This is a genomic window from Paraliomyxa miuraensis, from assembly GCF_026337845.1.
In the GTDB taxonomy this organism is placed as follows: Bacteria; Myxococcota_A; Polyangia; order Nannocystales; family Nannocystaceae; genus Paraliomyxa; species Paraliomyxa miuraensis.
Genome location: NZ_JAOVZF010000137.1, coordinates 120,155 through 143,702 on the forward strand (window position 1 = coordinate 120,155; position 23,548 = coordinate 143,702).

Consider the following 23,548-nt stretch of genomic DNA (forward strand, 5'->3'; position numbering starts at 1 on the left):
GCTCGTAGGGTTGATCCAGATCACACCATCGGCGCCGGTCTCGGGAGCATCATGCGCCCCATGCACGATCGGCTGTTGGTCTCCTTCCTCCTTGGCTTCTCCCTCACTGCGCTCGCCGGCTGCCCCGCGGACGATGCCCCCGCGGACCCGACGGACTCGTCGGACACGGGCAATCCTGGCACCACGACCAACACCACCCTCGACGAGTCCGGTCCGACGACCGAGGGTCCCACCACGGCCGGGACGGTGATGCCGACCACCAGCGTGGACACCACCGCGGACACGGGCCCCGATCCCAGCACCAGCGACACCAACACCACCGACGACACCACCGACACGGCGGGGGCGTGCCAGGTCTGGGAGATCACCTACGACCTCGAGGGCAGCGAGTTCGAGATCTCCGGCACCCCCTTCATGGCCGGCGACCAGGTCAACGTGCTGACCATGCCCTACGATGCCGACGATACGGTGGGCCCTGGGACGTTCGTGCTGCGCTTCCAGGACATGGGTGGAGAGCCCGGCGGAATGGCGGCGATGGCCGCCTATCAGGCGAGCCTGCACTTCGTGGTCAACTCGGGCGTGACCACCGTCAGCACCGACCTCGAGACCGACGCCGGGCCCGAGGAGTGCGGGGTGACCACCGGAATGCTGGCCGGGGACACGGTGGCCTGGATGCCCTCCGCGATCGTCGGTCACCACTCCATGGGACAGATCCTGTGCGAGGGAGCCCTGTGCGGGGCAGGCGGGCTGCCCAATGGCAAGCCCGTGCCAGTCGACGAGGTCAGCGATCAGCCGGTCTCCGACTTCGTGTTCAGCGGCGATCTGTCGAGCTTCACGATGGAGCAGACGGTGATCCAGATGGATGCCAACTCGACCACGTCCTGGATGTACATGGGGACCGAGACCGGTCGCGAGCTGATCGACGCACCGCCGTGCCTGTGCCCGTAGTCGGCGTCGCACCAGGTGAGCCGGTGCCTCGACCGCGGCCCGGCTCCTAGCGGCTCATGCGTCCGACCAATCCACAGGCGGCCCCGATGGCCGCGCCCCCGACGGCCGTCAGCACCACCCCGCACACGACGGCGAACGGCACGAGCCCCATCGCTCGCGCGAGCGCGGTCATGCCATGGAGGGTGGGGACCACGTTCAGCATGCGCATCAGGGTCCATCCCATCATGCCGAACGCGCCCAGCGAGATCACCGAGGCCACCGTGGCGGTCCCCAGCTGGCGCAGCAGCGATCGCTCGCTTCGGCGCGGGAACAGCTGGGGTGACCACAGGGCCACGAACGCGATCGCGCCCACGAGGCACGAGCCGAGGATGTTGGCCGTGCCGGCGTACGGGGCATCGAGCGAGCCAAAGCCCGCGACGCCGAGGACGCCGGGGGCGACGCCAGCCAGGATTCCACCGAGTGCTCCGGCCCCCATCAAGCGCAGCGGGTCACGACGCTGCATCAGCAAGGTGGCCCCACCCACGCACACGCCTACCGAGACCCCACCCACGAGCACGAACAGCGCGATGGCCAGCGGCATGTGGTCCCAGCTCCACGAAAGACGCATCGCGCCAGGCAGGGCGAGGTAGCGAGACGTGCCGAGGAGCGCGCCAAGACCGCAAGCCAGGGTGCCCGCCAGGGCGGCACGAAGTCCCCAGAAACGGGGGAGGGAGTCGACTTGCTGGGTGAACATCAGGCTCTTGCTCCAGGTTGGACGGCGGAGGGTCGACCGTCTCCGACTGCACGCACGACGGGAGGTTCCCGGTTTGGGAGACGGCGCGAGCCATCCCCGGTTGCCGAATCCAAGGCAAGGATCGTGAAAGGCGAGAGCGGCGTCATGGGGGGAGCGGCCGCATGATCTCCTTCAGCCGGTAGCGCGGCGCCTTCACCTCGCGGAATGCGTCGAATTTGGTCCCCGCCGTTCGTTGCTCGATCCGCGTGTCGAGGGTCCAGCGATACACGGCGCCCACCTCGAAGCGACGGGGGTCGCCCATCAACCACATCTCGGGGCAGCTCACGTACACGTAGAGGGTGTCGCCATCGTAGCGACCGTCGAGCACCTTCACGACCTCGAGCTTCATGACCCCTACGGCGTGGATGACCCCGCAGTGGGACGTGCGCTGGCCCGAGTCGACCAAGACGGCATCGACGGTGAAGGTCTTGCCGTCGGCCCCGGGCTGCGCAGGGGCCGGCTCGGTGGGCGAGCCCGTGGGGTCGCTCGTGGTGGTGTCCGGGTCGGTGGCGCCGGCATTCGGGGCGGGGTCGGTCTCGCCCGTGGTCCCGCTCGAGGGCGCCTCGCCGTTCCCGAGCCGCGGTGGCGGGAGCCCCTTGGCCTCGGGGCCAGCCTCGACGGGGGCCGAGGCAGACTCGACGGCGGGCTCGGGCGTGGGAGTCGGCTCGCCTCGCGAGCACCCCACGACCATCGCGATTCCTCCCAGCCACGCGCCAAGGCCTCTCATGCGGCAGCCCGACATCTCGGCATGGCCGAGGTTCCCTCATCGACATGGCGGAGTCGACCCCGATCACGGCTTGGGAGCGGGGTGCGACGCCAGCCAGTCCTCGACCTCGGCCAGCTCGCGGCGGCGCCCGATGCCGGCCTCGACGAAGCGCTCGCGCGCCTGCTGGGCCAGCGTACGGGCCCGCGTACGCTCGTCGTCGTCGAGCGCCTTGGCCAGGGCGAACAGCGCCTCGGCGCGATCGTCATCGGGCACGCCTCCGCCGGCCTGCAAGGCGACCCCGCGCTCGAGCTGCTCGCGTGCGTCGGCCACCGCGCCCTGCGCATGCAGGGCCCGCCCGAGGCCCACCACCACATAGGACACATAGATGTGATCGGGGCCGAACCCGGCCTCCATGATCGGCAAGGCCACCCGGTAGCGAGCCTCGGCCTCCGCCGGTCGGCCCAGCCCCAGCAGGGAGTCGGCCACGTTGAGCTCGAAGACTCCCACGTGAGGGTGCTCGGGTCCCAGCACCTTGCGCAGCACCGCGACCGCGCGCTCGAGCATGGGCAGGGCTTGCTCGAAGCGATGCAGGGTCACCAGCTCGCTGGCCACGTTGTTCAGCGCTTGCGCGGTGCGGGGGTGGTCCGGTCCGAGCTTGGCCTCGACGGCGGAGTGAACGCGCCGATAGAGCTCGAGCGCCTCCTCGAAGCGCCCCTGGGCGTCGACCACGATGGCGAGGTTGTTGAGGGTGTCGACGACCTCGAGGTTCTCGATGCCGACCTCGCGCTCGAGGATCTCGAAGGACTCGCGAATGCGCTGCTCGGCCTCGGCGTTGCGGCCCAGGCCCGAGAGCGCCAGGCCCAGGCCCGAGAGCGTGTGCGCGGTGTCGGGGTGCTCGGGTCCGAGCAGGGCGCGGCGCATGGCCAGCGCTTGCTCGAAGAACTCGGCCGAGCGCGCGTAGTCGCCCCGCTGGTGCAGCCGGTTGCCCAGGGTGCTCAGCACGGTGGCCACCCGGGGGTGCTCCGGTCCGTGGAGCCGGCGCTCGAGCTCGAGGGTGCGCTCGAGCATCTCGAACGAAGCCTCGAGGTCTCCGCGGCTCTCCATCGAGTGGGCCAGGTTGGTCATGGTGGTGGTCACGAACGGGCTCTGCTCGCCGAACTGCTCGAGCTGAAGCGCGAGCGCCCGGCCAAAGACCTCGATCGCCTCGTCGTGGTGGGCATGGGTCTGGAGTACGCCCGCGAGATCGTTGAGGACCAGCGTATGGAGCTTCGGAATGCCCAGCGGCTCCACCATGGCCAGCGCGGTTCGGGTGAGCCGCAGCCCCTCGGCTTCTTGCATGCGGCGGGCGCCCAACGAGAAGCCCAGCGCCGAGAGGGCTTCGATCGCGTACTCCCGGTGATTGGTGCGCAGGGCCGCGAAGCTGGCGTCCTCGAGCACCCGCTCGGCCTCCTCGTAGCGCCGCAGGTCGAGCAGCATGTGCCCCCGCCACACCTCCACCTCGGCCCGCAGCGGCTCGTAGGCGAGCGCTTGCTCGGAGAGCGCGTCGAGCTGCTCGATCGACGCGGCATGCTGCCCCACGCTCCCGATCACGCGGGCGCGTGCCAGCTCGCCGCGCGCTTGCTCGACGGCCGGCGCCAGCGCGGCTTCGGGCGGAGCCACCCCCGTCTGGAGCGCGTCCACGTCGGCACAGCCGGCCAGCGAGGGGAGCCCCGCCGTCAGCGAGATCGCGTTCTCCACCACGACCGCGTCGGCCCCGGCGAGCACCTCCGCCGTGGCAGCGAGCGATTGCAGGCGCTGTCGCAGGCAGCCCATGCGAAGATCGAGCACCGCCGCCGATTGCTCGCCGCGCACCGAGGTGGCCTCGCAGGCCGTCGTGTGCATGCCGGCCCACTCGTCGGCGTAGGCGTCCAGGCGCGGCAAGAGCTCGGCGAGCGTGGTCTCGGCGTACTCCACCCCGGTGGAGCGCAGCCCCGTGCTCACCTGCTCGCGCCGGGCATCGTCCCACACACCCACCAGGTGATCACGGGCGCCCGTGCACACCGCGGGGCTGCGGGTCCACCAGCCCGCGATCGCGCCCGTCGTCGCGAGCACGGCCACTCCGATCGCGCCCGCGGTGATCCACCGCAGTCGGCTGCGCGCGGGGTCGAGATCGAGGCGCTCGAGCAGGGCGTCCATCGAGGGCCAGCGCTCGCTCGGCGCGGGGGCGAGACCGCGAAGGATCGCCTCGGTGATCTTGCGCGGAACGGCCGAGCCCGACGGCCACTGGGGAGGCCCGCGGGTCTTGGCGACGGCGAGCTGGCGATAGTCGCCGACGAACGGGCGCTTGCCCGTCAGCGCTTCCCACAGCGAGACACAGAACGCATACTGGTCGGCCTTGGCATCGGCCTCCTCGCCCATTTGCTGCTCGGGCGCCATGTAGGCCGGCGTGCCCATCACCGTGCCGGCCGCGGTCACGGTGGCGCGCAGGCTGCCGTGACTGCCGGAGATCGACGCCCGCACGCCCGAGCCCTCGTCGGCGCCGACGTGCTCGCCCATCGGTCGGGCCAGGCCGAAGTCGGTCACCCGCACGCGAGCGTCGGTGCCGACCAGCACGTTGTCGGGCTTGAAGTCGCGATGCATCAACCCTGCCGCGTGTGCCGCGGCGAGGCCTCGGCCGGCCTGGACGAAGACCTCGAGGACTCGGGGCCACCCGAGCGCTTCCTTGCGCAGCCACTTGCCCAGGGTGGTGCCCTGCACCAGCTCCATGGCCAGCAGCACGGTCGACTCGTGCCGCTCCACGTCGTACACCGCCACGACGTTGGGGTGTGCGAGCTGGGCCATGGCCTGAGCCTCGCGCACCATCCGCTCGGCCGCGCCGTCGTCGAGCACGTCCGAGCGCAGGTGCTTGAGGGCCACCTCCCGCTGCAGCCGGGGATCGTAGGCGCGCAGCACCACCCCCATGCCGCCCGAGCCGAGGGTGTCGAGCACGACGTAGCGGCCGAGCTCGGTACCCACGGCGGGGGTCTCCAGCGCGGGTCGGGGCGGCCTGGCGCGCTCCGTGGGGCCGTCGATGGTCGTGACCGCCTCGGACGACGTGAGCGACGTGGACGAGGTGGTCACGACCCCTCCATGGTGCCGGTTCGAGTGCGTCGGGCCAAGCCGAGCCCCGCGAGCACCAGCCCCGTGCTACGCGCTCGAACTCGCCTTCGCCGAGATCGCGGCCTTGACCATCGCAACGATGATGAACACGCGGAACACGATGCCACCCATGGGGGGCGTGCCGCCGGCCTCCATTGCTGCGAACACGCCGAGCAGCCCGTCGATGGCGAACAGCACGATGGCGATCCACAGCGCGACCACCGAGCCGCGCAGCGTCGCAAAGCCGAGCGCGCCGAACACCACGCCGACCGCGACCGCAATCCAGCCCAGCCCCAGCGCGAGCAGGAACTCGACCCGACCGAGCTCGGCGACGAGCCCGAGCACCAGGTTGAGCCCCGCGATGAAGAACACGATGCCGGCCGCCGACTTCATGGCCGTCTTGGGATCGGCGGCCGAGCCGGGCAAGGGGACGCCGTTGCGCAGCACGTTGAGCCCACCACCCCCGAAGCCGGTCTCGAGCTTCACCTGTAGGGTCGAGCCGTCCTCGAGCTGCCACGAGCCGCCCCGCGCGACCTCCTTTTGTCCCTGCATGCGGCCGAGCTCGCGGCCGTCGACGCGGACCGTGAAGTCCTTCCACATTCCGCGCCACTCGAGGTCGACGGTGGAGCTGGGGCCGAGGGGGAAGCGCTTCTTTGGCATCGCCTCGATGATACGATGAAGACTCGATCATGCGCGACGGCTCCTTTCCCTCGATGCTCGTGATGGCGGGTACGCTGTGCTGCGGGCCGCTGGCCTGCAATCAGTCCGACCCCATGGGGTCGACGACCAGCGACTCGGACCAGGATCCGAGCGACGAGTCCGGCCCTCCGCCGCCGGACGGCGACTACTACCCGCTGGTGGACGGCGCGACCTGGACCTACCGACACACGGACGTGGGGGGAGTGGTCTGGGACGAGATCGTGCAGATGCGGGAGCTCGACTACCAGGGCACCGCTGCCTTCGAGATCGAGGACAACGAGGACACCGACGACGAGAGCACGCTGGCCGTGCTCGTTCGCGACGGCACGATGACGCTCCGCGTCCACAAGGACGTGAGCCTGGGCGGGGTGCCGACGGGATCGGCCGACTACGACCCGGGCTTTCTGCGCTTCGACGAGGCCTGGCAGGAGGGAGACGTGTCGATGTGGAGCTACGAGCGCACCGAGTACGATGCGGCGGGGGTCCTCGTCGGCCAGGCTCCGCGCGACATGGTCTTCACCATCGAGTCGAGCTCGACCGAGGTGACCGTGCCGGCGGGTACGTTCGACTGCGTGCAGCTCCTGCGCGCGCGCATCGACAATGGTGACCTCAAGCGCTACTGGTTTGCCCGCGGCGTGGGCAAGGTCAAGCACGAGTCGCTCGTCACGGGAGCCACCGAGGAACTCGCCGAGTACGCGATCCCGTGAGGGCACGAGGTGGTGCGCCCATGAACCTCATCGCCTCCTCCATCCCCGCGTTCTTCATCCTGATCGGGGTCGAGCTATGGGTGGCGCGCCGTCGGGGTCGGCGGGTGACGCGGTTCAACGACGCGATCACCGATCTCGGCTGCGGCATCAGCAGCCAGGTGGTGGGGCTCCTGTTCGTCGCCGCCAAGCTGCTCGTCTACGCCTGGGTGTTCGAACACCTGCGCCTCTTGACGCTGCCCGAGGACTCGGGGTGGACGCTGGTGTTCGCGATCGTCGCGCTCGACTTCATCTACTACTGGTGGCACCGCCTCAGCCACGAGGTCAACGTGCTGTGGGCGGCCCATGTCGTCCACCACCAGAGCGAGGACTACAACCTCGCCGTGGCGCTGCGGCAGGCGTGGTTCACGGGAATCACGATCCTGCCGTTCTACCTCCCGCTGGCCGTGCTCGGGGTGCCGCCGGTGCCCTACGCCATCGCCAACGGGATCGTGACCCTCTATCAGTTCTGGATCCACACCGAGCTCATCGGGAAGCTCGGGCCGCTCGAGCACGTGCTCAACACGCCCTCGCACCACCGGGTCCATCACGCCATCAATCCCGGCTACCTCGACCGCAACTACGGGGGCATCTTCATCGTGTGGGACCGCCTGTTCGGGAGCTTTGCCCCCGAGCACGAGGTGCCGATCTACGGCATCACCAAGCCCCTGCGCAGCCTCAATCCGGTGTGGGCCAACGTCCACCACTGGGTGGAGATCGGCGCTCGCATGCGTGCGGCCACGAGCTGGCGCGATCGGCTGTGGGCGCCCCTTGCTCCGCCCGCGTGGGTCCCGGCCGGGGCTCCGCCGGCGGCGACGCCCGAGCCGAGCGTGGCACGGGAGAAGTACGACCCTCCGGTCTCGTGGCCGATGAAGGCATACGTGGGGCTGCAGCTGGTGACGACCGCATTGGGTACGGTGCTCGTGCTGTTCGGATACCGCGACTGGAGCGGCGCTCAGTTGCTCGTGGCCGTCACGCTGTTGGTGGCGGCAACGCTCGCGGCCGGAGGCTTGATGGAGCGCAAGCGCTGGGCGTGGCCGCTCGAGGTCTCGAGGCTCGTGCTCTCGGCCGTCGCCGCGTTGGTGCTGTGGCCGTGACGAGCCATCGCGTGCGTGGTGGCTCGCGGCAACGCGAGGGCACGACCCCCGCCGGCCCATCTTGCACGACCTCCGAGATCGCGCTTGGATGTCTCCCATGGACGAGCGCCTCAGCCTGGAAGCGGTCGAGAACCTCGTCACCCAGTTCTCGCGTCGCCTCGACTTCCTGCGCGAGCTGGTCCAAAACAGCATCGACGCCGGCAGCTCCGCCGTCGACGTGTGGATGCAGCGCGTGGGCACCGAGGACGACGGCGTCATCGAGATCCACGTCGACGACTTCGGTGACGGGATGACCGAGTCGATCATCGACAACGAGCTCACCCGCCTGTTCGCGTCGTCCAAGGAGAACGACCTCACCAAGATCGGCAAGTTCGGGATCGGCTTCGTCTCCGTGTTCGCCATGAAGCCCAAGGGCGTGCTGCTGCACACGGGGCGCAGCGGTGAGTACTGGGAGGTGTTCTTCCACGAGGACCGCTCCTTCACCAAGACGCGCATCGACGATCCGATCGAGGGCACCCAGATCACGCTGTTCGTCGAGGGCGACGGCGCCGAGTATCGCGAGCTCGTGGCCGGAGCCGAGGCCACGCTGCGACGCTGGTGCGCCTGCTCGGACACCGAGATCTCCTTCGAGGATCGCTCCGCTCCCGATTCCGAGAGCCGCGTGATCAACGAGCCCTTCGTGGCTTCTGGCCTCTGCGCCCGGACCGTGCAGTACCCCGAGACCGAGATCGCCCTGGCCTTCCAGGAGCAGCCGGTCTACGGGTTCTACAACAAGGGCCTCGCCCTGGCGGTCTCGACGGTGGGCAACGACGTGATGGGAGCCCACGCGTCGCGGTACCCCCACATCGGATTCAAGATCAAGTCGCGCTGGCTCGAGCACACCCTCAGCCGCGAGACGGTGATGCGCGACGAGAATTTCGAGAAGGCGATGGCCCTGCTGCGCGAGGCGGCCGATGGTCCCCTCCACGGCGCATTGGTGGACGCGCTGGTCGTTGCTGCGGCGGCGGATCCCTGGACGCTGGCCGCGGCGAGCCACCACCGCCGCCTGCTGGCGTTCCTCGCGGTCGAGCCCGACGAGCTGCTGCTTGCCGACGAGCTGCTCGAGCGACCGATCCTGCGCACGGTCCACGATCGCGTGATCTCGCTGGGCGGCGTCGTCGAGGCGCTCGAGCGAGACGGCCGGATCTTCGTCGCCGCCTCGCCCTCGTCCCTCACCGAGCGCCTGCAGCACGGCGACGTGCCCGTGCTGCTCGGTGATCGTCGCAGCACCCTCGACGACGGAACCTCGGACCCGGTGACCCGCCTGCTGGTTCGATTCCTGGCGGCCCGCCGCACCCACAGCCTGGTCGGCAAGGTCGGACGCCGGCTCGGGCAGGATCCGGTCGAGCTCGCACGCGATCGGGTCGTGCATCCCCAGGCGGTGTTCGTCAGGGTCGGCCTCGATGCACCGCCGCTGCGGGATCACGAAAGGCTCGTGGAGCAGGCTCACCGGGCGCTGCGCGACGCCGACCTGGGCTACCAGGAGCTGGTCATCGGTACGGTCGAGGGCGAGGACCAGGATCCTCCGTTGTTCGTGCTCGGCCGCCGCATCGAGGAGCTCATGCAGCGACCTCCGCGGGGGAGCTACCGGCGAGGGTTCCTCGAGCGCCCGCGCGCGCTGGTCAACCGCCGGCATCCACACTTCGTGGCCATGCTCGATCTCCACCGCGTCGATCCGGCCCTCGCGGCCTATTGCCTGGCCAAGGCGCTGGTGCTCGCCGAGGATCGGACCAAGTCGCTCGAGTGCGATCCCATGCTGGCCGCCGCGGCCCGAGGAGACCACTGATGGCGTCGATCGATCAGGTCATCGCCCGAGCGCGCCGTCCGGGGCAGTTCCAGGAGCGCAAGCGGTTCACGGTGGCGCGCACCCGCGCGATCGAGAAGATGCGGCGCTTCGCGCTCGCCGATCCGCACTTCTACGTGCTGGAGCTGATCCAGGCCGCCATCGCCAATGGAGCCGCCAACATCGCACTGGCGCTCCACGACGATCACTGCACGATGTCGTACATCGGTGGCGGGCTGCACGAGCACGAGCTCGGTCAGCTGTTCGACTTCCTGTTCGCATCCAAGGATCGCACCGACATCGGGCACGTCCGGGAGCTCGCGCTGGGGATCAACGCCGCGTTGCTGTTCCGGCCCTCGCGGGTCACGGTGGAGTCGGGCAACGGCACCCACGCGGGCACCACCCGCATGGTGATGCACCACGGGGCACAGACGATCGACGTCGGCCGCCCCGAGAAGGCGCTCAGCGGCACCTACGTGCACATCGAGGGCATGAACCGCCGCGCCGCCCTGGGCCCGTGGAGTGCGCTGCGCCTCGGAGGGCGCCTGCGAGAGCTCGATGCGATCGAGGAGCGCTGCCTGGCGTCCCCGATCCCGATCATCGTCAACGGCACGCCGCTGTTCGGCTACTCGAGCCAGCGTACGCCGGGCCTGTTCGGCTATCGCGCCGTGGTGGCGATCGACGAGGGCGACCTCTACGGTGCGCTGGGCATCGAGCCTTCGTTTCCCAACCCGAGCCTCACCTTGCTCACCCATGGCGTCTCGATCCAGGCCAAGGAAGTCCAGCTCGTGCAAGGGGCGCAGCTGGGCGGGATCATCTGCTACGACCGATTGCGAAAGACCGTCGACCACTCGGGCATCGTCGAGGACGAGATCCTCGAGCAGCTGTGGTCGCGCCTGCGTCCCTACGCGGAGATGCTCGCCGACGGCCGGCAGCGAACCTCACCGTGGGTCGCCACCTTCTTGGGCACGACGGAACCGGCGAGCCCCGCGGAGCTGCGGCGGCGTCTCGCGGGAGTCCGCCGCCTGGTGCTGGTGCCCGGCCAGACGCGCCTCTCGACCCCACAGGGCGAGCGGGCCCAGGCGATCGGCGAGGCCCTCGGGGCGCCGGTGCTCTGCATCGACGATCCCGACGTCGCGGCCCTGCGTGCGCTCTCGGGCGGCAAGGTGACGGCGGTGCGTCCCGACCTCACGACCCCGGCCGACGCCGCCTTCTACACGCGCCCGGCCGCCAGCCCCCCTCCGCGTCCTTGGTTGATCTCGCCGGTCGAGGCCGCCCCTCTCCCGCCGCTCGATGCCGCCACGGCCGTGCTCGGTCGCCACCGCTCCGACGAGCAGGTGGTGCAGCTGGCCGACTTCCTCGGGACGGCGCCGATCGAGCTGACCGTCTACACGCCCTTGCAAGCGTCCGAGGCCGACACGCTGAGCGTGGAGATCCGCACCGCCGAGCGCCTCGCCTGGCACGGCCGCCTGGGCTCGGCACATCCTGGTCACGTCCTCGTCGTGGAGACTCGCGATGCGCTGCCGGCCGGACTGACCGCGCTGCTGACCGACGACCCCGGTGCGCCGCTGGTCGCCGAGGCGCTGGCCGCGGTCGCCGTCACCCATGCCATGCCTGCCCTCGCCGAGGCAGGCGATCGCGCCATCGACACGCTGATGCGCTCCGAGATTGCCCCGCGCACCGCGGCTGCGAGCCTCTCCCTGGCCGCGATCGTACGGACATCGGTCGCACGGCTGCGAACGCCGCCCGCCGTGGAAGGGGCTCTGGAGGGGGCCCAGGAGGAGCCCTGCATCGAGATCGTGTGCATCGCTCCGCGCGAGCGCGAGCTGCTGTCGCGCCCCTTGCTACGCACGCACACCGGTCGATCCCTCGGGATCGACGAGCTCCCGGCGCTGCTCGCCCGTGGCGGAGGGATCGCGTATGGCACGGTTCCCGACGTTGCGGCCGACCTCACGGGGCTCGATCCGTCGCGGATCCTCGAGCTGGGCGCAGGAGAAGAGCGCTTGCTGGTCGACCTCCTCGGCGAGGGGGCCTACGTTCGGATCGATCGCCGGGAGATCCTCGCGGAGCATCGCGGCGTGTTGGTGCGAGACTTCGCCCTGGGCCTGCGACACTTCCCGGATCTTCCCTTGCTCGTGGAGGGCGTCGACCCGAGCCCGTGGCCGCCGGCCGAGCGCACGGCCTGCGCGTTCGACCTGGTCCATCAGCTCCTGCAGCGTGCGGCAGGCCATGCCCCGCCGCGGCCGAGCGATCCGGCTGCGTGGGGCGACTGGGAGGAGTGCCGACGCCAGGCGATCCGCCACCTTCGCTGGTTCGTCACCCGCTCGCCGAGCCCCGAGCTCGTCGAGCTCCACGCCAGCGTCGCCCGGCGCCCCCTGTTTGCCGACGCCGAGGGGGCCCCGCGCTCCTACCACGAGCTCGTCGACGGCGTGGGTCGCCGGGGTTACGGCGTGCTCTACGGCGCAAGCGTCGGAATCGAGGCGCTGGGCTCCATCGCGGACGCCCAGGAACCCGCGGCTGCGTCGCGCAGCCATGTGCTCGCCCTCGACCCCTCGTCGTTCCTGCAGCTGCGGCGATCGCTGGGTCTGGTCCCGGTCTTCGAATTCCCCATCGGCGCGGCCGGTGATGCGAGCACCGCGTGGGTCGCATCGACCACCATCGAAGACGCGCGGCTCCGCGGTCGCATCGGCGTGCCCCTCGACCCCGCCAACGCTCGGCTCGCGGTCGTGCTCGCCGACGGCCGCCGGGCTGCGCTCGTGGAGCTCTCGCGTGGCTACGGGATCGGCGGGTTGCTCCGCGTGGCCAGCGACTGGAGCGACGAGCTACTGGCAATCGTTCATGCCGCGGCCGCGGCGGTCCTGCAGCAGATCATCGCCGACCTGACGACCGTGGAGCACGATGCCTCCGGGGTGGCGCGGCGCGTCGAGGCGCTGCTCGGTCATGCCGCGACCCACTTGGCCCTGCACGCACATCCCGACGGACGCATCACGGCCCACCCGATCGGACGGCTCTGCGACGAGATCCTCTCGTTGCCCCTGTTCCCCATGCGCGTGGGAGGACGAGCCCCGGGCTGGCGTCTGGTCCATCGCTTCTGTGCCGCGGCCGCGGGCCGGGCCTCCGAGCCCACGACCGAGGTCCTCGGTGAGCTGACCTCCGACGCCGCGCCGCCGCTGCGAGCGTTCGTCACCGATGTCCTCACTCCGGCCAACATCCGACGAGCGCCTGCCCGCAGCGCCGACTCGGCGGTGCGCCTGCCGGGAACCCATCACGACTACGTCATCGAGGATCACGTACGGCTGGCCCGCAGCCTCGAGCACTGGCTCGCCCAGCTTCGCCCCGACGAACACGGGCCCACGGGCATCCACTTCATCTACGGCGAGAGGGACGAATTCTTCGCCGAGGGCGGGGTGTCGGCGCTCTTGGTCAACCCCATGCATCCTCTGATCGCGAAGGTCTCCGAGGAGGCGCTGCATGATCCCTCTGCGCTCGCCTGGCTCCTGCTCACCCTCTACGGGCGGCTCAATGCGCTCGAGGAGCCGGTCACGCACGAGCACGAGCGTCAGTTCCAGGTGCGGGTCGCTCGAGCGGTGCGAGACGGCGTGCTGGCGCTCTTGCCCTCGTAGCAAGGCGACGACATGGGACACGAGACCGTCATCGTCCTCTGCACCGGGAGCTCTGGAAACCACGTGTTGGCCGCGGACCTCGGCCGTGATCCCGGCTTCGAAGTCCGCCTGGTGAGCTCTCGGGCCGCGTCGTGGAGCCGGCGCATCGCGTGCGAGGAGACCCACGTGCTCAGCGATGCGCTCCCGTTCTCCTCTTACACCCGCTTGGAGCGTCGCGAGGGCACCATCGCTGCGATCTTCCCCTGGGAGGAGGTCGACCGAGCCTGCGACGGCGCCGACATCGTCGTGCTCACCTGTCCCGTACACGCCCACCGTGACGTGCTCGAGCGGGTACTCCCCGCGCTGTCGCGGCCGACGATCGTGGGCACGCTCTACGCTCAGGGAGGCTTCGACTGGCTCGTGCGCGATGTGTGCGAGCGGCTCGGGCTCGCGCGGCCGCAGCACACGTGGTTTGGGCTCAAGCGCTTTCCCTACCTGTGCAAGGCGGTCGACCCGGGCCGCTCCGTGCGGCTGATGGGGCGGTTCCCCAAGATCGTCGCCGCCCTCCACGGGCCGCGGCGTGCCGAGGCCAAGACCCTGCTGCGGAGGATGTTCGGCAAGCCCGTCGTCGAGGTGCCGAGCTTCCTCAACTGCACGCTCAACATCAGCAACCAGGTGCTGCACCCCGCGATCAGCTCCCCGGTACTCCGCCATCGCCCGCCGGGGGCGGTGTTCTCGGAGCCCGTGCCGCTCTACGGCAGCATCGACCTCGAGGGCGCGTCCAACATGTGCGCGCTCGCCAACGAGATCATCGCCGTCGCGGCCCGGCTCGAGCCGCTCACGGGGATCTCGCTGGTCGAGCACATCGGGGCCGATCCCGGCGTGTGGATGTATCTCCAATTTCGGCGGTGGCTGGGGCGACACTTCGAGGGCTGGCGGCCCTATGAGGTCGCGCGAGACCTCTGCGTTGCGACGAGCATCCGGCACAACCGGCGGCTCGAGCAGGCCATGATCCCCATGGTCCCCGGACCCCGAGGCGAGGGCCTGCGGCCCAACTTCGGCTCGCGGTTCTGGCTCGACGACATCCCCCATGGTCTCTGCGTCGTCCTCGGGCTCGGTGCGATCGTGGGGGTCCAGATGCCGCGGGCGCGGCAGCTCGTCCTCGAGCACCAGGCCCACATGGGCAAGCGGTACCTCGGCGAGGACGGCTCGGGCTTCGGCCCCGAGCTCCACGAGACCAACGCGCCGCAGCGCTACGGCATCCACGATCGCGAGGGCCTGGCGAAGTTCCTGGCGACCGCTGCGTCGCTCGAAGGCTAGGGAGCCAGCCGAGACGACCGTCGAGCCCGAGCCCGCGCGTCGACTCACTCCCCGAGCACGTAGAGATCATAGCGACGCACGAGGTTGCCGTTGATGCGGTGCTCGTCGGTGTAGCAGCTGATGGCCGCCCGTCCGTGGGGACCCGCCGCCGCCTGCAGGCCGTCGCATCGCAGCTCGTGGAGCCAGCTCAGCTTCAGCTCGGGATCGATCCGAGCCACGAACCAGTGCGACGGCAGGATCTCGAATTCCATCGCGCCGATGGCGACGATCTCGGGCCAGGTGGGGGTCATGCCGTAGACCACCAGCGAGCCGTCGGGGCCGGCCACGATCCGCGAGATGCCCTCGCCCAGGGAGACGCTCCCGCGATAGCAGCCGCTGGCGTCGAACCATGCCGCCGGGGTGCCCGCGCCGAAGCCCACCGCGAGGACGTCGTCGCCATGCGGGAGCACCGTTCGCAGCCCCGAGGGCAGGCTGACGGCCCAGGTGGCGTGGCCGCTGGCGAGCTCGAACCGTGCGAGCACCCCCGGTCCCTCGGTGGGGCCGAGGCTCGTGCCGTAGTCGACCGCCTCGCGGCCGAAGTTTCCCGCGAGGTAGAACGCATCGCCCTGGACCGCCAGGCCCAGCGCGCCGGGGAAGTACGCGGTGCTCCACACGTACTCGCCCGTGTCGTCGAGCCGCGCCACGACGTCCATCGAGTGACCGCGGGGCAGCCACTCGTTGCGCAGCACGTGGCCGCCGAGGGTCACCTCCTGTCGGCCCGACGAGCCCAGCATCAGCGTGTGGCCATCGGGGAGTCCGGCGAGCGCGTGCACCGAGACGCGCGGGGTCTGCTGGTGCCAGCGCTCCTCCTGCGTGGGCTCGAGCTTCACCATCCGCTGTCCGCCCGCCGGGCCGTCGGCAAAGGAGGTGCCAGCCACCACGATCGTTCCATCGGGGTTGGCATGCAGCGCCTGGGGCTCGAGCTGGCGGGGCTCGAGGATCCGCTGCCACTGCTGCTGGCCGTCGCGATCGAAGCGCTCCACCGCGAAGTGCATGTTCTTGGTGTCGTGGGCCCAGATCACGTGGCCCCCGGCATCGAACGCCACGCCATGGGCGTAGGCACCGAGCGCGTCGACACTCCGCGACCATGCCGCGGCTGCGGTCAGTCGGGTGGGCACGGGCGGTGGGCCGGGCTCGACGGGTGGTGTCTCGATCGCCATCGGGTCTTGCGGGTAGCGAGGCGAGCAGCGGGGAGTGGTCTGCAGTGTCCCCGCATCGAGGCGCGCGGGCACCTCGAGGACCTCGGGGACCGGAGGCTCTTCACGGTGGGGTGGACTCGCGGGCGTGCAAGCGATCGAGACCAGTCCGAAGAGCGAGGCAAGGGCGCGCGGATCCACGAGGGGACGATCGTAGACGAAGGCGCGGCCACGCGCACCCTGGCACGCGCGAATCGAGCGGCTGCCCGTCTGGCGCTAGTCGTTCACGCCCTGCACTCGCCGCAGGGTGAACTCCAGTGTGAGTCCTTCGAGTCTCCGTCCGAGTTCGGCGTCGGTGCTCGCATTGGCGCGGTGCAGTAGCCCGCTGAATCGTGATGCGGGGCCGAAGGCGGCCAGCGTTACGAGAAGCGGCCAGACGATCCATGCGAACTTCAAAAACCATGCCATGCCATCATGGGGTCGTCCTGTCGCATCCACCGTCGTCAGTATGGAGAGCACGGCGCCCGTGATCGAGGTGCAAAGGGCGAAGCTCATGCAAGCGCTGCCGATGTGGTCGAACCCTCCTTCGTGTCCGGGATGCTCCGCACTCGCGTCCGTGAGACCCTCGAGAGCGAGCGCGCGCAGGACGGACGCGAGTCCGTAGAGGCCGGCAAGAGCCATTCCGCAGATGAACCCCACGACCGATGCACCCAGGGTCGCGGCGAGCGCGGCTCCCGAGAGTTCGTGGCGAACGACGCCGAGCGCGAGGCCGATCACCACGTTGACCAGCGCGAACACGAGGCCCGACGTGACGAGTCGTCGATCGGAGACGTGCATGCGCAGCATCGAGTCGAGGCGGTCGGGCGTCGATCGCCGATCTCGAGCCGCTCGTCCGGCGATGGCGTGGAGGGTCTCGGCGGTGAGCTTCGTTGCATGGAACAGACTGATCTGAGACACGAAGATGGTGGCGCAGAGCATGATCTCCCATCGGCTCGGCGCAGCATGGGTCTGTCGTGGATGGCAGATCCAGAGCGGGATCGAGTGCAGCAGAGTGACCAGTGCCGACAGCATGATCGCCCCAGAGGTCGGGACGCCCGTCTCGTCATCGATGCGCTGGGCCCATCGATGGTAGAGTGGGAGCTGGAGCTGGAGCGGGAGCGGCGAGACGCTCCGGGGAGCGGCGGAGCGCCGTTTTGCCGCGGCGAGCTCCGCGCGAAAGGTCGTCATGCTCTCGAAGCGCTCGCTGGCGTCGATCGCCACGGCTCGACTCAGTATGAGCCGAAGGTCTTCACTGCACTCGAGCTCGTCGAGGAATGCACTGCGCTGGAACATGGACCGCTGAGGCAGCCTGTTGCCGTAGATGCAGAATATCGCACTCATTCCCAGACTGTAGATGTCGACTCGATGATCGACCCGGCTGGCATCGTCGTTCTGTTCGGGTGCTGCGTAGATCACCGTGCCCATGGGCGAGGTCCTGGTGCCTCCGGTTGTGCCTCTCGCCAGTACCAGATCGAAGTCCGTGAGTGCGGGTCTGCGGTCCTCTCGAAGGAGGATGTTCTGGGGCTTGACGTCGCGATGGACGAGCCCCTTGGCGTGGGCTGCTTCGAGCGCGCTGGCGATCGACTCGATGATCACGAGCGACTGACCCACGTCGATCTCCTTCTCGAGAACGGCTCGATGGAGATCCATGCCCGGGAGATACTCCATGACGTAGTAGTGGAAGCCTTCCTCCTCGCCCTGGGGAACGATGACTCGGACGATGTTTGGATGGCTCAGCTCGGCCATCTTCCGTGCGCCGCGGAAGAAGCGCTCGCGGAGGCTCGTGTCTCGTACGTGCTGGCCGTGCAGGACCTTGACCGCAACGAAGTAGCGCGCCTGCCGGTCGTAGGCCTTCCACACGGTTCCGAAGCCGCCATGTCCGATCTCGGTGATGAGTCGGAATCGACCCTCGCCGAGGAACTCGCCGGCATTGAGCACCGGCCCCTGCCGTAGTCGTCGTCGCAGGTCCAGGATTTCGTCGTCGATCGAGGTGGTGTCTTCCCCTTCGATGGCCAGCGACTCACGGCGCTGGTACGCGGCGTCGAGTCGGGCGGCCAAGGGATCGAGAGGCGGTGCGGGGACTTCACGGGGCGGGGGATCTACGGTCCGCCGAGACTGGCTCGTTGGTGGAGCTCCGCTCGAGTCCTCTCTGATCTGAACATTCGGACAGCCAGCGATGTTCTTGTCGACATGACAACAGATCTGCCACCGCTTCCCAGGCCCGGTATCGTCCCAGATTTCGTCCTCCAGCGCGTCAGCGCTCTTTGCGCAGCTCAGCTCTTCCAACTTCCGCTGCAACGTTCGACGCATGACCGTATGTCGGCCTCGTCGCCAGTTGCTGATCGACGCGCGACCCGTGGGTCTGCCGAATTCTTGCAATAGCTCGGCGACCGCGACGGGACAGGCTCGAAGGTGCTTTGGTCGGTCCACGAAACATCGGGACGATAGCCGTCCGTGACTGGGTCCCCAAGTGGTTGGAGGACTTCGGCCATGCGCGCTTGGTTTCCATTCGATGCGCAAAGAAGCATGCAGTCGAGCATGCGCAACATGCGCTGATGTGCTGGCACGATGGCTGCGTGGATTTCTCGTCCAACCTGGACACGGATAAGCCACCGAAGGAAATTCCTGATCGGGGCAAATCGACCAGGTGCGTTCAACTTGGACACATTGGGCCTCGCCAAGATCGACTCGGCCGTCACGCTGCACCTCGATGACGAATCAGACCCCAGACGGCGCCGAACGCCGTTCTCCCCGGCGTTCCGCTCCGACCCACTCATCGAAGGAATGGTCGTGTGCGCGGTTCATGGGGGTGTCGGTGTACGTGATTGGTAGCCGCATCTTCCGTCGTGCGCTCGAGCCATGCCTCGGCGATCGTGACCCGAAGGTGTCTTGGATCGAAGCCAGGAGCGACTCGGGTGCGCCAGTCGAAGACGAGGTCTCGGTCGTGGTGTTCGAGGAGTGGGGCGCTCTGCCCTGGATTGCGCCCCCTGATGCCCAATACTGGGGCATTCTCGTCACTGGCGACTCATGCCCCACGATGCCGAGGCACGAGCTGCCGATCGACATCATCAGTCGGAATGCCGGGCCGGCTGCCGTCGCGGCCGCGGTCGTCGATGCCGTGCGTGTGATCCAGGTGGCTCGGAGCAGCGCCCCCGCGCTCATCACAGGGGAGACGGGAACGGGGAAGACACGAATGGCGCACATGCTGCACATGCTGAGCCGGTGCGCAGGGCGAACGCTCTTGTGCGTCAACTGCGCGGCGATGCCTCCATCGGTCACGGAGTCCGAGCTGTTTGGTACGCGTCGCGGTGCGTTCACCGGAGCGACCGACCGCCCGGGCCTCATCGAGGCGTGCAACGGTGGAACGTTGCTGCTCGACGAGATCGGAGACCTCCCGTTGCCCGCGCAGGCGAAGCTGCTGTCCACCATCGAGGAGCAGAAGGTGCGGCGCATTGGCAGCAACGAGTCGACGAAGGTCGATGTGCGCATCTTGGCGGCAACCCACGTCGATCTTCGTCGTGCCGTGCGCGAGGGCCGCTTCCGAGCGGACCTGCTGTACCGCCTCGATGTGGGGCGCGTGCATCTGCCGGCGCTGCGCGAGCAAGAAGACGGCATCCGCAGCGCCGTCTGGCGCCTGCTCGCCGAGCTCGGCGTGCCCCATGCCCGGCTGGCCGCTGGAGAGCACGAGCGACTCTCGAGGCACGCTTGGCCCGGCAACTTCCGGGAGCTGCGGAACGCACTGCAGCGGGCGATGATCCATGGCTCGCTCGATGCGTTGCGCCCCGCGGAGCACATCATGGAGCTCGTGGCGCCCGACGCCGGCTCACCGCGGGCCTCGGGCAGCTCGGGGGTCGAGGCGGCGTCCGACCAGCCCGCGCCCTGGCCCACCGCGGCCGACGTCCAGAAGCACCATGCCCTGGTCACCTACGAGAGGTTCGAGCGGAACGTCGAGCGCGCGGCACAGGCCCTCGGTGTGGCCCCCGTGACGCTGCGGCGGTGGCTGAAGAAGTGGAAGAGCGAGTGTTCTGCCCAGGAGGGTCAGCCGTACGGAGAGGGGAGCATGTACGATGGTCCGATCGGATCACTTGATCTTCGGAGGATCGATTGTGATCGAAGTCGGTGATCGATCTGGAACCACGAAATGGCCCGAAAGTGACGGCATGTTCGGGATGCCGAGTGATCCTCGTGGCCCAAGCGTCGATGTGGGGTTGGCACGGATTTCGCCCATGGAGTTCGTCATGGGTACATCGAAACGGAAGTCGTCCAAGGCCGACGACGAGCTCGCTCGGCAGCTCCAGGTCCTGTACGTGGCCTGGGACGGTGACGACGAGGCCATCGAGGAGATCGTGCGCCTCGTGTGGCCGAGGATCCATCGTAGGGTCAAGGGCGGGGGCGGTGACGAAGACATCGAGCAGGAGGTCTTCATGAGGCTCCTCGAGGTCAAGCACGAGGGCACGCTGCGGGACCCCGCGCGATTGCTCCCCTTTCTCCTGAACACGGCCAAGCACAAGCTGACGCGCGAGTGGCGGCATTCGAGTCGATCCGTCATGGTCGAGCTCGACGAGGACAGAACACCGGCTTCGACGCCCGACGAGGGGATGAGATCGCTACATCTCGCTCAGCTGCTGGAAGGGGTCCAAGAGGAGTACATGGAGGTGCTCATCGAGTACGAGGTCGAGGAGTACACGGCGGCCGAGATCGCCATCATGCACGGGGTCACGGAAGGGGCGGTGCGCAGCCGCATCCGGCGAGTCAAGGAGCAGATTCGCCGGCGGCATGGGATCGGGGTTCGGAAGGAAGGAGGCTAGGGAGAGGGCTGGGCAGGGGTGACGACGCACCCGCCGACGGCCCCGTGCTCGGACATGCCGTAGGCGAGCGCAGAGCGGGGTGGCTGGGCGCGATTGACGAAGATCGGTGGGCGCATGCGACCTACCGCGCAGGCCAGGGCGATCGATCCCGCAGCGGCTCCCACGTCCCCCAGGCGGGGCCCGAGCTCGCACAGCTCGAGGGGGTCGGGCATCAGCGTGGTGTTGCGTAGATGGGCATGGGCGAGCTGGCGCCCGTAGAATCCCTGGCCGGTCTGCGCCGAGATCACCTCGTCGACGCGGGTTCCGAGCTGCTCTCTGAGTTGAAGGAAGACGCTGGTCAGACCTTCGGCCTGGCGCGGCCGGGGATCGAGCACCGGCCGTGGCTCCTCGGCCACCGCGACTGCGTGCAGGGTGGCCAGCGTGCTCTCGGCCGCGAGCACGCGCGGGTGGGCGAGCACCAGGAAGGCGGCCCCCTCTCCGGGGACGATGCCGTCGTGCGCTCGGTCGCTTCGCACCCGCTCGAGCTCGACGAGCGCCGTCAGCACGTCGGGAGCCACCAGCGAGTCGAGGCCTCCTACCACCGTGAGATCGCAGTACCCCGCGCCGAGCAGCGGCATCGCGACCTCGAGCGCCTGGAAGACCCCGGCCCGCCCTTCCGAGAACATCCACGTCGAGCGCAGCGAGAGCTGCAGCCCGCCCACGTCGGCGGCGACGGTGGCCAGGGCTCGCTTGATGGCCGCGAGATCGGGTGTCGACGGCCCGATGGCCTCGGGCACCGCCAGAAGGCACGGGACGGGCTTGGTGGTGAAGAGGCGTCGAAGTCCCGTGACGGCCTCGGCGAGGGCGTGGCGAGCGAAGAACAGCGCTCGTTCCGTGCGAGTCCTGCCCGGGTCGGGATCCTCGAGGATCGAGGCCTTCACCCGCTGCAGCTTGGTGGTGGTCGACGACGACGCATCGGGCCGCGGCCCGGGTGAGGCCGCCGGGACATCGGCGAAGCGGACGATACCTGCATCGATTGCGCTGATCGCCTGGTCGAGCCGTAGGCCGAGGGGGCACGACAGTCCTGCGCCCACGATCGAGATGACGTTGGTACTCACGCCGTTGCCTCAATCCAGCGTCGAGAACGGACTTTGGTAGGGGCGGTCGAAGTCGAATCGGAAGGACCCCGCGGTCTGGATCGCGTCCCTTTGGATCCACGTCCAGGTGCGGGTGGGAATCTGGCATGCGCCTCGACTCCGCACTGCGAGCTCGAGCGCCAGCGCGTGGCGGTACCCGGCGGGGCACTCGTGCTGCACGTATGCGATCCTCTCCGTGGTGTAGGACCCACCCAGGAGGCAACGCCGCTCGGGCTCGAGCCGCGCGCGATGTCGCTGCCAGTGGCGGCGGACCGCGTCGACGTCGGGGAGCGGCAGGGCGTCGACCGGGTCGGCCCAGGGATCCTCGGGTGGGCTCGTGCCCTCGGGGAGCGGCAAGCGGTCGACGAAGCGTGGCTCGTCCAGCGCTGGACCGCACACGAGCCGTAGCGCGGTGAAAGCGAGCTTGGCGATCCGGGGACGTGGGTCACACAGGCGCGCTGCGGCGACGTCGGCGGCCTCGATGCGACCGATGAGACTCAGGCACCAGAGTGCGTGCTCGGGGGCGTCGGGCTGCGCGGCCCAGCCGATCAGCTCCGCCTGCTCGCTCGGCGCGCCCAGCATGGCGACCAGCTCGCCCGCGATCGGTGTGGTCGGGTCGAGCGCTTGCTCGACGGCAAGGGGCCATGCGACACGACTGCCGCGTACGAGGCCGGCCGCGAGGGCGGCGCTACGCACGGCGTGGTGGGGGTGGCTCAGTCGGGCTTCGATCGCGGAAGGGTCGAAGGGATGCTTGGTGCGAGCGAGGATCCGCATTGCGGTGGCGACCAGCTCGGGTTCGTCCTGCTGCAGGGCGCGGTCGAGTACGGACTCGGGCACGTTCATCCAACGATCGGCGGCCACGCCGAGCCAGCCTGCGAGCGAGCTGGGGTCGGCGCGCCGGACCATCGCTTCGAGCCATGGTGACGCTCGGGGGTCGTCCCACAACGTGAACGCCCGCAGCACTGCGCGCCGCTGCTCCGAGGTCAGCGCTTGCATTGCCTCCACCACCTGGTCGGGGGCATCCGGGGTCGCTTCCAAGAGAGCGACGAGGGCGGCGAGCGTGCAAGGTCCGTTGGGGTCGACGAGGTCATTGGGAGCGTACGGGTGCAGAGCGGGCATGACGAGCGCTTCCAGCACGGGCCGGCCGCCTCTCACCAGGCCTTCGACATGGGCGACGAAGCGGTGCTCCGGGCCGCGGGCGATGGACTCGTACGAGTAGTCGAAGCGCTCGAGGGCCCGGTTCCAGCGGGAGAGCATGGACACGCCCTCGTCGAAGTGCTCGCGCGCCACGTCCATCAGAACGACGGGGGGCGAATGGGACGGCGTATGGGCGTGGTCGAGCATGGGAGGGGAGCGTTCGGTCTGGATGGTCGCCGCTGCCAATGGGGAGGTACGCGACGCAGGGGGAACGATCCCAGGGCGTTCGTGCCGATCGCGTCCGTCTCCGGGGATTCGGCTCGTGGAAGATGGGAGGTCTTTCGAGACCTTTCGAGACCCGCTCTTGTCGTTGTTCGCGACCATGGCCCAGGCATGTTCACCATCATGGCCCAGGGACCCCGAGACACCTGGATCATGTAGCACGCTC

At 69.2% G+C, this 23,548-nt stretch carries 16 protein-coding genes; 8 read left to right on the forward strand and 8 right to left on the reverse strand.

The window, feature by feature from the left end; translation table 11 throughout:
- Nucleotides 1-60 precede the first annotated feature (60 nt).
- On the forward strand, nucleotides 61-948 hold the full coding sequence (locus OEB96_RS06860; protein ID WP_266214647.1) for a hypothetical protein: 888 nt from the start codon (nucleotides 61-63) through the stop codon (nucleotides 946-948).
- A 46-nt stretch (nucleotides 949-994) separates the two neighbouring features.
- On the opposite strand, the gene OEB96_RS06865 is transcribed toward OEB96_RS06860, so the two are convergent.
- The 4 genes from OEB96_RS06865 to OEB96_RS06880 form a co-directional block, all read right to left on the reverse strand.
- The gene (locus OEB96_RS06865; RefSeq protein ID WP_266214648.1) at nucleotides 995-1,528 is read right to left on the reverse strand and encodes a hypothetical protein; all 534 of its coding nucleotides are present in this window, start codon (nucleotides 1,526-1,528) and stop codon (nucleotides 995-997) included.
- A 295-nt stretch (nucleotides 1,529-1,823) separates the two neighbouring features.
- On the reverse strand, nucleotides 1,824-2,411 hold the full coding sequence (locus OEB96_RS06870; RefSeq protein WP_266214649.1) for a hypothetical protein: 588 nt from the start codon (nucleotides 2,409-2,411) through the stop codon (nucleotides 1,824-1,826).
- Between the two features lie 99 nt (nucleotides 2,412-2,510).
- Nucleotides 2,511-5,525 (reverse strand): serine/threonine-protein kinase, encoded by a 3,015-nt coding sequence (locus OEB96_RS06875; protein ID WP_266214650.1) that lies wholly within the window; start codon nucleotides 5,523-5,525, stop codon nucleotides 2,511-2,513.
- 66 nt (nucleotides 5,526-5,591) lie between these two features.
- On the reverse strand, nucleotides 5,592-6,203 hold the full coding sequence (locus OEB96_RS06880; protein WP_266214651.1) for a hypothetical protein: 612 nt from the start codon (nucleotides 6,201-6,203) through the stop codon (nucleotides 5,592-5,594).
- Between the two features lie 29 nt (nucleotides 6,204-6,232).
- On the opposite strand from OEB96_RS06880, the gene OEB96_RS06885 reads away from it, so the two are divergent.
- The 5 genes from OEB96_RS06885 (at nucleotide 6,233) to OEB96_RS06905 (ending at nucleotide 14,826) form a co-directional block, all read left to right on the forward strand.
- Nucleotides 6,233-6,949, forward strand: coding sequence for a hypothetical protein (locus OEB96_RS06885; RefSeq protein ID WP_266214652.1), 717 nt, complete (start codon nucleotides 6,233-6,235; stop codon nucleotides 6,947-6,949).
- A gap of 20 nt (nucleotides 6,950-6,969) precedes the next feature.
- Nucleotides 6,970-8,082, forward strand: a complete 1,113-nt coding sequence (locus OEB96_RS06890; RefSeq protein ID WP_266214653.1) for a sterol desaturase family protein — start codon at nucleotides 6,970-6,972, stop codon at nucleotides 8,080-8,082.
- Between the two features lie 97 nt (nucleotides 8,083-8,179).
- Complete coding sequence (locus tag OEB96_RS06895; protein ID WP_266214654.1) at nucleotides 8,180-9,907, forward strand: ATP-binding protein; 1,728 nt, start codon at nucleotides 8,180-8,182, stop codon at nucleotides 9,905-9,907.
- A complete protein-coding gene (locus tag OEB96_RS06900) occupies nucleotides 9,907-13,527 on the forward strand; it encodes a hypothetical protein (RefSeq protein ID WP_266214655.1) in 3,621 nt (1,206 codons plus the stop codon). Before OEB96_RS06895 ends, OEB96_RS06900 begins: the two co-directional genes overlap by 1 nt.
- A 12-nt stretch (nucleotides 13,528-13,539) precedes the next feature.
- The gene (locus OEB96_RS06905; protein WP_266214656.1) at nucleotides 13,540-14,826 is read left to right on the forward strand and encodes an NAD/NADP octopine/nopaline dehydrogenase family protein; all 1,287 of its coding nucleotides are present in this window, start codon (nucleotides 13,540-13,542) and stop codon (nucleotides 14,824-14,826) included.
- Nucleotides 14,827-14,870: 44 nt separating this feature from the next.
- On the opposite strand, the gene OEB96_RS06910 is transcribed toward OEB96_RS06905, so the two are convergent.
- Nucleotides 14,871-16,202: a hypothetical protein gene (locus tag OEB96_RS06910; protein ID WP_266214657.1), complete on the reverse strand. Its 1,332-nt coding sequence runs from the start codon at nucleotides 16,200-16,202 to the stop codon at nucleotides 14,871-14,873.
- Nucleotides 16,203-16,277: 75 nt separating this feature from the next.
- On the reverse strand, nucleotides 16,278-18,350 hold the full coding sequence (locus OEB96_RS06915) for a serine/threonine-protein kinase (protein ID WP_266214664.1): 2,073 nt from the start codon (nucleotides 18,348-18,350) through the stop codon (nucleotides 16,278-16,280).
- A 727-nt stretch (nucleotides 18,351-19,077) separates the two neighbouring features.
- Between OEB96_RS06915 and OEB96_RS06920 the strand changes: the two genes are divergently transcribed.
- Both OEB96_RS06920 and OEB96_RS06925 read left to right on the forward strand, forming a co-directional pair.
- Nucleotides 19,078-20,163, forward strand: a complete 1,086-nt coding sequence (locus tag OEB96_RS06920) for a sigma 54-interacting transcriptional regulator (RefSeq protein WP_266214658.1) — start codon at nucleotides 19,078-19,080, stop codon at nucleotides 20,161-20,163.
- A gap of 115 nt (nucleotides 20,164-20,278) precedes the next feature.
- Entirely contained in the window at nucleotides 20,279-20,848 is a 570-nt protein-coding gene (locus OEB96_RS06925) for an RNA polymerase sigma factor (protein ID WP_266214659.1), read from the forward strand.
- Here the strand turns inward: OEB96_RS06925 and OEB96_RS06930 are convergent.
- Nucleotides 20,845-21,945: a beta-ketoacyl synthase N-terminal-like domain-containing protein gene (locus OEB96_RS06930; protein ID WP_266214660.1), complete on the reverse strand. Its 1,101-nt coding sequence runs from the start codon at nucleotides 21,943-21,945 to the stop codon at nucleotides 20,845-20,847. The genes OEB96_RS06925 and OEB96_RS06930 overlap by 4 nt on opposite strands.
- 9 nt (nucleotides 21,946-21,954) lie before the next feature.
- Nucleotides 21,955-23,307, reverse strand: coding sequence for a hypothetical protein (locus tag OEB96_RS06935; RefSeq protein WP_266214661.1), 1,353 nt, complete (start codon nucleotides 23,305-23,307; stop codon nucleotides 21,955-21,957).
- Between the last annotated feature and the right edge of the window lie 241 nt (nucleotides 23,308-23,548).

Bases quoted from the DNA above. Each gene is read 5' to 3' on its own strand.
- OEB96_RS06860 (WP_266214647.1), top strand. From the start codon at position 61: ATGCACGATCGGCTGTTGGTCTCCTTCCTCCTTGGCTTCTCCCTCACT.
- OEB96_RS06865 (WP_266214648.1), bottom strand. From the start codon at position 1,528: ATGCCGCTGGCCATCGCGCTGTTCGTGCTCGTGGGTGGGGTCTCGGTA.
- OEB96_RS06870 (WP_266214649.1), bottom strand. From the start codon at position 2,411: ATGGTCGTGGGGTGCTCGCGAGGCGAGCCGACTCCCACGCCCGAGCCC.
- OEB96_RS06880 (WP_266214651.1), bottom strand. From the start codon at position 6,203: ATGCCAAAGAAGCGCTTCCCCCTCGGCCCCAGCTCCACCGTCGACCTC.
- OEB96_RS06885 (WP_266214652.1), top strand. From the start codon at position 6,233: ATGCGCGACGGCTCCTTTCCCTCGATGCTCGTGATGGCGGGTACGCTG.
- OEB96_RS06890 (WP_266214653.1), top strand. From the start codon at position 6,970: ATGAACCTCATCGCCTCCTCCATCCCCGCGTTCTTCATCCTGATCGGG.
- OEB96_RS06895 (WP_266214654.1), top strand. From the start codon at position 8,180: ATGGACGAGCGCCTCAGCCTGGAAGCGGTCGAGAACCTCGTCACCCAG.
- OEB96_RS06900 (WP_266214655.1), top strand. From the start codon at position 9,907: ATGGCGTCGATCGATCAGGTCATCGCCCGAGCGCGCCGTCCGGGGCAG.
- OEB96_RS06905 (WP_266214656.1), top strand. From the start codon at position 13,540: ATGGGACACGAGACCGTCATCGTCCTCTGCACCGGGAGCTCTGGAAAC.
- OEB96_RS06915 (WP_266214664.1), bottom strand. From the start codon at position 18,350: ATGCGTCGAACGTTGCAGCGGAAGTTGGAAGAGCTGAGCTGCGCAAAG.
- OEB96_RS06920 (WP_266214658.1), top strand. From the start codon at position 19,078: ATGCCGAGGCACGAGCTGCCGATCGACATCATCAGTCGGAATGCCGGG.
- OEB96_RS06925 (WP_266214659.1), top strand. From the start codon at position 20,279: ATGGGTACATCGAAACGGAAGTCGTCCAAGGCCGACGACGAGCTCGCT.
- OEB96_RS06935 (WP_266214661.1), bottom strand. From the start codon at position 23,307: ATGCTCGACCACGCCCATACGCCGTCCCATTCGCCCCCCGTCGTTCTG.